Origin of the sequence: Enterobacter cloacae complex sp.6700776 (assembly GCF_048284255.1) — a bacterium.
Lineage (GTDB): Bacteria > Pseudomonadota > Gammaproteobacteria > Enterobacterales > Enterobacteriaceae > Enterobacter > Enterobacter intestinihominis.
In genome coordinates this window covers 1-297 of the sequence record NZ_JBLVYK010000190.1, presented here as the reverse complement: position 1 = coordinate 297, position 297 = coordinate 1, and the positions used below count along the sequence as shown (strand labels likewise).

Genomic DNA, 297 nt, shown 5'->3' with positions numbered 1-297 from the left:
ACGTTATCCTGACTCCACATATCGGTGGTTCAACGGAAGAAGCGCAAGAAAATATCGGTTTAGAAGTGGCAAGCAAACTGGCAAAATACTCAGATAACGGTTCAACATTATCTGCGGTTAACTTCCCTGAAGTTTCGCTGCCAGTGCATATGGATGATACTAACCGTCTACTGCATATTCATGAAAACCGCCCTGGTATCATGAACAGTATCAACCAAGTGTTTACTGAAAATAACATTAACGTAGTTGGGCAATACTTGCGAACCTCAGGGAATGTGGGCTATGTGGTTATTGATG

At 42.4% G+C, this 297-nt stretch carries 1 pseudogene; it reads left to right on the top strand.

Features of this window, described 5'->3' with window-relative positions:
• Nucleotides 1–297 (top strand): annotated as a pseudogene (locus tag ACNQ0T_RS23835) (phosphoglycerate dehydrogenase); the annotation flags it as partial.